The organism is Bacillus sp. SIMBA_008 (assembly GCF_046535495.1).
GTDB lineage: Bacteria > Bacillota > Bacilli > Bacillales > Bacillaceae > Bacillus > Bacillus subtilis.
Map to the genome: position 1 here is coordinate 1 of NZ_JAWRWL010000802.1, position 256 is coordinate 256.

A 256-nucleotide genomic window follows, 5' to 3' on the forward strand; every position below is an offset into this window, starting at 1 on the left:
GGTCAAACCCGGGGGTAAATGAAGAGTACAAACGCAAAGCGGCCGAACTGGGTGAATATATGGCGGAGCAGGGAATCGGCCTTGTTTACGGCGGTTCACGGGTCGGTCTGATGGGAACCGTCGCTGATGCGTTAATGGCAGGCGGCGGAAAAGCTGTCGGCGTCATGCCGAGCGGGCTTTTCAGCGGAGAGATTGTTCATCAGAATCTGACGGAGCTGATTGAAGTCAGCGGCATGCATGAGCGGAAAGCGAAAAT

Annotated in this window: 1 protein-coding gene; it reads left to right on the plus strand. The window is 55.5% G+C overall.

What is annotated here, in order from left to right; translation table 11 throughout:
* Nucleotides 1-256, plus strand: a 256-nt coding sequence (locus SB658_RS25530; RefSeq protein WP_410603240.1) for a TIGR00730 family Rossman fold protein, incomplete at both ends; no start/stop codon positions are given.